At 65.8% G+C, this 8,138-nt stretch carries 4 protein-coding genes; 1 reads left to right on the plus strand and 3 read right to left on the minus strand.

Annotated elements, in window-relative coordinates:
• Window positions 1-18: 18 nt before the first annotated feature.
• Complete coding sequence (locus tag FG99_RS20580; protein ID WP_043272102.1) at window positions 19-657, minus strand: peroxiredoxin; 639 nt, start codon at window positions 655-657, stop codon at window positions 19-21.
• A gap of 236 nt (window positions 658-893) precedes the next feature.
• On the opposite strand from FG99_RS20580, the gene FG99_RS20585 reads away from it, so the two are divergent.
• A complete protein-coding gene (locus FG99_RS20585) occupies window positions 894-1,103 on the plus strand; it encodes a DUF6316 family protein (RefSeq protein WP_009618794.1) in 210 nt (69 codons plus the stop codon).
• 1,122 nt (window positions 1,104-2,225) lie between these two features.
• Here FG99_RS20585 and FG99_RS20590 read toward each other — a convergent pair.
• Window positions 2,226-3,410 carry a thiolase family protein gene (locus FG99_RS20590; RefSeq protein WP_009618792.1) on the minus strand — a complete coding sequence of 395 codons (1,185 nt, stop codon included), beginning with the start codon at window positions 3,408-3,410 and terminating at the stop codon, window positions 2,226-2,228.
• A gap of 168 nt (window positions 3,411-3,578) precedes the next feature.
• Window positions 3,579-8,138 (minus strand): DUF5801 repeats-in-toxin domain-containing protein (locus FG99_RS30850; RefSeq protein ID WP_177330914.1); only part of this gene is annotated, 4,560 nt, incomplete at its 5' end.

The raw sequence follows: 8,138 nt of genomic DNA on the forward strand, positions 1-8,138 counted from the left end.
GGGGCAGCCGCGGGAAAATCAGCGGTTGGGCTGCGGGGTCAGGCGCAGGTACGGCTTGACCGCGCGGTAGCCTTTGGGGAAACGCCGGCGAATCTCGTCCTCGTCTTTCAGCGAGGGCACGATGACCACCTCGTCGCCGTCCTGCCAGTTGCCGGGCGTGGCGACCTTGTGGTTGTCGGTCAGTTGCAGCGAGTCCACCACCCGCAGGATCTCGTTGAAGTTGCGCCCGGTGCTGGCCGGGTAGGTGATGGTCAGGCGCACCTTCTTGTTCGGGTCGATGACGAACAGCGAACGCACGGTCAGGGTGTCGTTGGCGTTCGGGTGGATCAGGTCGTACAGCTCGGAGACCTTGCGGTCGGCGTCGGCGATGATCGGGAAGTTGACTACGGTGTTCTGGGTTTCGTTGATGTCGTCGATCCACTTCACGTGGGACTCCACCGGGTCCACCGACAGCGCGATCACCTTGACGCCGCGCTGGGCGAAGTCGTCCTTGAGCTTGGCGGTCAGGCCCAGCTCGGTGGTGCACACCGGGGTGAAGTCCGCCGGGTGGGAGAAGAGAATGCCCCAGCTGTCGCCGAGCCATTCGTGGAAACGGATGCGGCCTTCGCTGGATTCCTGTTCGAAGTCGGGGGCGATGTCGCCGAGACGCAGACTCATGGGTTGGGCTCCTGGTTCGTGTGGGGTTCACTATGCACAAGGCCGGATTGCATTAAAAAGAATATATTTTGATTTTCTTATAACCAAAAAGACATGCAGTCACCTGGCCTCGCGCCACTGGCCATTGAGCATAGCCGCCAAGGCCCCCGCCGCCGTCCATTCGTCGCCTGCGCCCCGCCGCCGCCCGGCCTGACTACACTGAAATCATTAACCCGCAAGGTGTGGGAGGTATCTTCATGTTCGGTAAACGAGTGACTGACGGCGAGCCGGGCACCCACTATCGGAGCGACCGGATCAGCGCGGTCAATGGCCAGTATTTCTTCTCGACCCGCGAAGGCACGCTGGAAGGGCCGTTCTTCACCCGCTTCGATGCGGAACGCGAGGTGATGCAGTACATCAGCCGGATGCAGCAGGCCGCCGGGCTGTATGCGCGGGTGGCGCAGTAGGTGTTGTCTGGGTTTTAGGTGAGTCATGAACCCCGGCCAGGTGCCGGGGTTTTTCTTTGGGGGTCTTCCGGGGGCAGGTTGTTTTCGTAGGAGCGAGGGGGGCGCCTAGCTCTTGCTCGCGAACGGAGTTACCCGGCGGCTACGGTGCAAGCGTTGACGCCGTCCCCTCTCCCTAACCCTCTCCCTGAAGGGAGAGGGGACCGTTCGGTGTGCTCGGGTATTTCGGCGTTAGCCGGCTACCGCAAAGTTTCCGACTGACGCCAAATCTTCTCTCGGCACGGACAAGCCCCCTCTCCCTTCAGGGCGGGGCGCGCAGCCGAGGGCTGGGGAGAGGGAGCGGAGTCAACCCAACGTACCAGCGTCCTCGGGAAACTCTCGTTCGCGAGCAAGCTCGCTCCTACGAAAAGCAAAAGCGGCTCTGCTCTGGCTTTTGCTCTTGGGACTTCCAGAGAAACCTCCGCGCACTCCGAAACGCCCCTTCAGAAGGCCGAGCGAAACCGGCGCTCAGGAGGTCATGCGACATGGATGTCGCGAGAGCCCCGATGGGCTACAGGGACGTACCCTCGGGGCGAGCCTCCGTGGCGGGGGAATTCGCGAGGGTAGCCCGGCTCCATCGGGCCCGTATGCGGGGCAAGCCTTTTTGGTTCCTTTTGTGGCGATTGACAAAAGGGACTCGCCCGAGGGGGCGAAACAAGACGGTCGGGCAGACTCGGTGCGGCGCAGAAACACCCAAGCCGAGGCAACTGGGTTATTAGTATTGTTCGCGGCAATGACGAGGTTAAGGCCGGAGTGGGGCAAGCTTCGCGAGCCAAGCCATAACCCCAAATGAAAAATACCGTTTCCCCCAGGCAGAGAAACGACATCCTTTCTTAAGTGAACAGCATTACGGCTGGTGCCGGGGTTTTTCTTTGGGGGTCTTCCGGGGGCAGGTTGTTCTCGTAGGATGGGTTGAGCTTGCGATACCCATCGGACCTTGGTGATGGGTATCGCTTCGCTCAACACCATCCTACGGGCCTATCGCTACACCTTCGATCTCGCCGGCGGCGCCGGGCATGAAAAAAGCCCCGGCATCGCTGCCGGGGCTTCGCTATCGGCCCTCCTGCGTGGGGACGGCCGCCAGACTCAGCGGAGCGCTTCGAACAGGCCGGTGGCGCCCATGCCGCCGCCCACGCACATGGTCACGATGCCGTAGCGCAGGTTGCGCCGCTGCAGTTCGCGCACCAGGTGGCCGACCTGGCGCGAGCCGGTCATGCCGAAGGGGTGGCCGATGGAGATGGAGCCGCCGTTGACGTTGTACTTCTCGTTGTCGATGCCCAGGCGGTTGCGCGCGTACAGGCACTGCGAGGCGAAGGCTTCGTTGAGCTCCCACAGGTCGATGTCGTCGATCTGCAGGCCGCGGGCCTTGAGCAGCTTGGGCACCGAGAATACCGGGCCGATGCCCATCTCGTCCGGCTCGCAGCCGGCCACGGTGAAGCCGCGGAAGAAGGCCTTGGGCTTGAGGCCCAGTTCCAGGGCCTTGTCCAGGCTCATCACCAGGGTCATGGAGGCGCCATCGGAGAGTTGCGAGGCGTTGCCGGCGGTCACCGAGCCGTCTTCGGCGAACACCGGCTTCAGCGAGTTGAGGCCTTCGAGGGTGGTGTCCGGACGGTTGCAGTCGTCGCGATCGACCACGCCTTCGACCACCTTCTTCTCGCCGGTGGCCTTGTCTTCCACGGCGTAGCGCACGTTCATCGGCACGATTTCGTCGTCGAACAGGCCCTCGGCCTGGGCGCGGGCGGTGCGCTGCTGGCTCTGCAGGGCGTAGAGGTCCTGCTCTTCGCGGGTGACGTTGTAGCGACGGGCGACGATCTCGGCGGTCTGCCCCATGGGGTAGTAGATCCCCGGGAATTCCGCTTCCAGGCGCGGGTTGACGAAGTGGTCGGTGTTGCGCGACTTGGCCGTCAGGGTGATGGACTCGACGCCGCCGGCCACCAGGATGTCGCTGCAGCCGGAGGCCACCTGGTTGGCGGCGATGGCGATGGCCTGCAGGCCCGAGGAGCAGTAGCGGTTGAGGGTCATGCCGGCGACGTGGATGCCCAGCTTCGACAGCACCGCGGCGTTGCGGCCGATGTTGTGGCCCTGGGCGCCCTCGTTGGAGCCGGCGCCGACCACGCAGTCGTCCACCAGCAGCGGGTCCAGGCCGTTGCGCGCCAGCAGCGCGTCGATGCAGTGGGCCACCATGTCGTCGGGCCGGGTCATGTTGAACTTGCCGCGGAACGACTTGGCCAGGCCGGTACGGACGCTGTCGACGATCACCACTTCACGCATGGGAAACCTCGTTGCTTGTTGTTCGATTGGGGAGGTGCAGTCGGCCAAGCATAGGGCGAGCGAATGCCGGGGCGCGACGATCATTCATCCCGGATATGCGCTGCCATCCCCCAGCGGATACGCGACCGCCGCCCGAAGGCGGCGGTCGCGGGCGCCCTTGCGGCGCGCTCAGACGGTGTCCACCTTCACCGCATGGTCGGCCAGCAGGCCGTTGAGCACCGCATGGGTGTCGCCGCTGGAGACGATGGCGCCGCCGTGGTGGTCGGTGTACTTGGCCACCAGGTCGACGTTGGCCAGGTCGATGCTCTGGGTCGTCGCGCCCCCGCTCGCGCCGGTGGGGTTCACCGAGATGGTGGTGGTCGAGGTGGTGGCGTTGACCGAGAAGGTCAGGTACTGCGCCAGCGAATCGGCGGTGGCGTGCTCGCCCTGCAGCAGGTCGGCCAGGTTCAGCGAGTCGCCCTCGCCTATGTTGAAGTCCTTGATCACGTCATGCCCGGCCTCGCCCTTCTGCCAGACGAACTGGTCGGCGCCGGTGCCGCCGGTGAGGGTGTCGTCGCCCATGCCGCCGAACAGGATGTCGTTGCCGTCGCCGCCGAGCAGCGTGTCGTTGCCGCCCTGGCCGAACAGCAGGTCGTCGCCCTTGCCGCCTTCGAGGGTGTCGTTGCCGCCGCGGGTGTCGCCGGCGACGTTGAGTTCATAGGCGTGGGCGACGATGTAGTTGGTCACCTGGCCCTGGGACGGCGCGGCGCCGCCGTTGGCGGCGGTCAGGTAGTCCACCAGGCCCTGGTAGCCGGCGCCGTTGTGGGTGCCGGCGGCGTGCCCGGTCCAGCTCAGGGCGTCGGTGTTGATCACGTCGCCGAAGAGGATGTCGTTGCCGTCGCCGCCCACCAGGTGGTCGTGGCCCACCGCCTGCGGCGAGGTGTTGCTGAAGCCTTCCTGCAACGCGGTCTGCAGCTGTTCGGCGGTGTTGATGATCTGCGGCTGACCGACGTTGGCGGTGAGGTCCGGGGTGTTGCCGGTGAAATGCAGGGTGGCGGTGCCCGTGGTGCTGGTGTTGTCGAAGAACTGCAGGATGCCGCTGTTGATGCCGTCGCCGATGCCGATGGCGTTCACCGACACGTGGTCGCTGCCGCTGAACAGGCCGCCGCCGTTGAGCAGGTTGTTGGCGACGTCCAGCGCGTCCTTGATGTCGTGGTAGTTGGTGACGGTGCCGCTGTTGCTGTTGTCGCCGATGTAGGTGGTGGGGTTGCCGTCGGTGAGGAAGAACGCCAGGTTGATGTAGTCGTGGGCGGCGTTGGCGCCCCCGCCCACCGTGGCGTTGAACCAGTCGACGGTGGATTTCAGCGCCGCCTCGTAGTTGGTCCCGCCCACGGCGCCGAGGCTGTTGATGGCGCTGATCAGGGTGGCGACGTTGGTGCTGTTCAGGCCATGCACCTGGGTCAGCGTCGAGCCGTCGGCGAAGGACACCAGGGCCAGGTTGATGGTGCCGTCGTGGCCCTTGATCTGGTTCAGCAGGTTGATCAGCGCCGCCTTGGCCAGGGCCATGCGGCTGAGCCCGGTGGTCCCGGAGGCGTCGGCCATGCTGCCGGAGGTGTCGATGATCAGCGCGATGTTGTAGTTCTTGCCGGGCGTGGTGGTGACGGAAACGCCGCCCACGTCGCCGATCAGCACGTCGTTGCCGAAGCTGCCGGCGATGGTCCCGTGGTCCGGCCCGAGCGGGCTGGGCACGACGTGGGGCGTCGTCGAGCCGTCTGTGTCGCTGGCATTGCTGCCCACCACCAGGATCGGCGCGCCGTATTTCACGCAGATGTCGAGGTTGGCCGAGGCGGTGTCGCCGTCGCCATCGACGATGGTGTACTGGAACGATTCGCTGATCTGCCCGCTTTCCGGGAAGCTCACGCTGGCCTTGACCGCGTAGGTGTAGTCGCCGGCGTGGTGGCCGCCGCCATCCTTGAGGTACAGCGTCAGGGTGCCGTTGTCGGTGCTGATGGTCAGCAGGCCGCTGCTGGCGTTGTAGCTGCCGGTGGCATGGCTGGCGCTGGGGTCGAGGTTGGTGAGGTTGCCGTTGGCGTCCACCGCGAAGGTCTCGCCGCCTATGCTCACCTGGGTGATGCGCACGGTGCCGTCGGCGCTGACCGGCAGGTCGTTGGCCAGCACGTTGCCGCTGACCGCGTCGAGGTGGCTGAGGTTGACCAGGGTGGCGCTGAGGTCGCTGGGGTCGGTGACGATGACCGGCGTGCCGTGGCTGTCCACCCGCACCAGGTCCTGGTCGGTGATGGAGGTGCCGACGCCGACGGCGAAGGCCTCGACGTTGTTGGTGCTGCCGTTGTGCGCCGCGAGGAAGCTCTGCCAGGCGTTCAGCGCAGAGTTGGTGCTACCGGTGGTGGGCTGCCCATCGGAGATGAAGTACACCCGGTTGATCGCCGCGGGGTCGGCCCCCGGCGCGTTCAGGTCGGCGTTGATGCTGGTCTGGGCGCGGTTCAGGGCGGCCTCGTAGTTGGTGTTGCCGCCGGCCTGCAGGCCGTTGATGGCGTTCACCAAGCTGGTGTAGCCGCTGTCGCCGGCGTCGTCGAAGCTGTAGTGGCTGGCGGCGCTGGCCGAGGTGGCGAAGCTGATCAGCGAGACCTGGATCAGCAGGCCCATGGACGCGTACTCGTGCAGCATGTTGATCAGCGCGGCCTTGGCCTGGGCCAGCTTGCTGCCCTGCATGCTGCCGGAGACGTCGAGCACCAGCGTCAGGTTGACCGCCGGCGGCGGCTGCACCAGCAGGCATGCCGGGTGGTCGTCCACCGCGGTGGGGCCGTCGTCGGCAAAGCCGATCTTGTTGCCCAGGTCGAGGGTCTGGCTGCTGCTGGCCTTGTCGCCGTCGTAGTCGGTGATGCTGGCGCTGCCTTCCAGGCCGACCAGCCCGGTCTTCAGCCAGGCCACCTGGCTGTCGTAGTTGCCGGAAGCCCCCGGCCCGTCGTGCTGGATGGCCGAGTACTGGGTGAGGATCACCTTGCCGCTGTTGCCGTCCAGGCGCAGGTCGAACACGGTGTTGGCCGTGGTCACGCCCTGCAGGCTGGTGGCGGTGCTGCCGACGATCTTGCCGCCGACGTCGTAAAGGTGGATGGTCGCGTTGCCGCTGCTCAGCCCGCTGTCGGCGCCCTGCCCGGCCAGCAGCTTGAGGCTGTAGCTCCAACTCACGGCGGAGGCCGGGGCATCGGCGCCGGCGCTCTGCGAGGTGATGACGAAGGCGCCGGTGAAGTCGCCGCTGGCGGTGTCGGAGTTGGCGCCTATGGTGTCGGCGTCCTGGGTCTGCACCAGCACCGACTGGCTGCCCAGGCCGACGCTGATGGACGGGCCGTCGTCGGCGAAGGCCACCTTGTTGCCCAGGTCCAGCGAGGCCGTGGAGCTGGCCTTGTCGCCGTCGTAGTCGGTGATGGTCGCGGTGGCCTGCAGGCTCACCAGGCCGGTGGCCAGGGGGGCCTGCTGGGTGGCGTAGTTGCTGGTGGCGCCCGGCAGCGCGTGGTCGATTTCGGCGTACTGCGTCAGGGTGACATTGCCGCTGCCGTCCACCTTCAGGTTGAAGATGGTGTTGCTGGCATTCACCCCGCCTTCGGTGTTCGAGGTGCTGCCGATGATCTGGCCGTTCTGCTCGTACAGGTAGATCTTCTGCCCCGCACTGCTCAGGCCCGATTGGGTGCCTTCGGCCACGTCCAGCTTCAGCGCGTAGCTCCAGTTCACCGCGGCCGGGGTATCGGCGCCGGCGATCTGCGAGGTGATGGCAAAGGCCGCGGCGAAGCTGGTGGTGGCGGTGTCGAAGTTCGAGCCGATGGTGTCCGCGTCGTGGGTCAGCAGCACGACGGGCTTGCTGCCGCTGAGGTCGATGCAGATGGACGGGCCGTCGTCGTCGAACGCGACCTTGTTGCCCAGATCCAGGGACGCCGTGGAGCTGGCCTTGTCGCCGTCGTAGTCGGTGATGGTAGCGGTGGCCTGCAAGCTGACCAACCCGGTGCCGAGGGGGGTCTGCTGGGTCGCGTAGTCGCTGGTCGCGCCCGGTAGCGGGTGATCGATCTCGGCATATTGCGTCAGGGTGACGTTGCCGCTGCCGTCCACCTTCAGGTTGAAGATGGTGTTGCTGGCATTCACGCCACCTTCACTGCTGGCGGTGCTGCCGATGATCTGGCCGTTCTGCTCGTACAGATAAATCTTCTGCCCGGCACTGTTCAGCCCCGACTGGGTGCCTTCGGCCACGTCCAGTTTCAGCGCATAGCTCCAGCTCACCGCGGCCGGCGTATCGGCGCCAGCGCTCTGCGAGGTGATGGCAAAGGCCGCGGCGAAGCTGGTGGTGGCGGTGTCGAAGTTGCTGCCGATGGTGTCGGCGTCCTGGGTGTGCAGCAGTACCGGAACCTTACCGCTGAGATCGATGCAGATGGACGGGCCGTCATCGTCGAACGCGACCTTGTTGCCCAGGTCGAGCGAGGCCGTGGAGCTGGCCTTGTCGCCATCGTAGTCGGTGATGGTGGCGCTGGCCTGCAGGCTCACCAGGCCAGTGCCGAGGGAGGTCTGCTGGGTCGCATAGTTGCTGGTCGCGCCCGGCAACGCGTGATCGATCTCGGCGTATTGCGTGAGGGTGACATTGCCGCTGCCGTCCACCTTCAGGTTGAAGATGGTGTTGCTGGCATTCACGCCACCTTCACTGCTGGCGGTGCTGCCGATGATCTGGCCGTTCTGCTCGTACAGGTA

The organism is Pseudomonas sp. AAC (genome assembly GCF_000725445.1).
Lineage (GTDB): Bacteria > Pseudomonadota > Gammaproteobacteria > Pseudomonadales > Pseudomonadaceae > Pseudomonas > Pseudomonas citronellolis.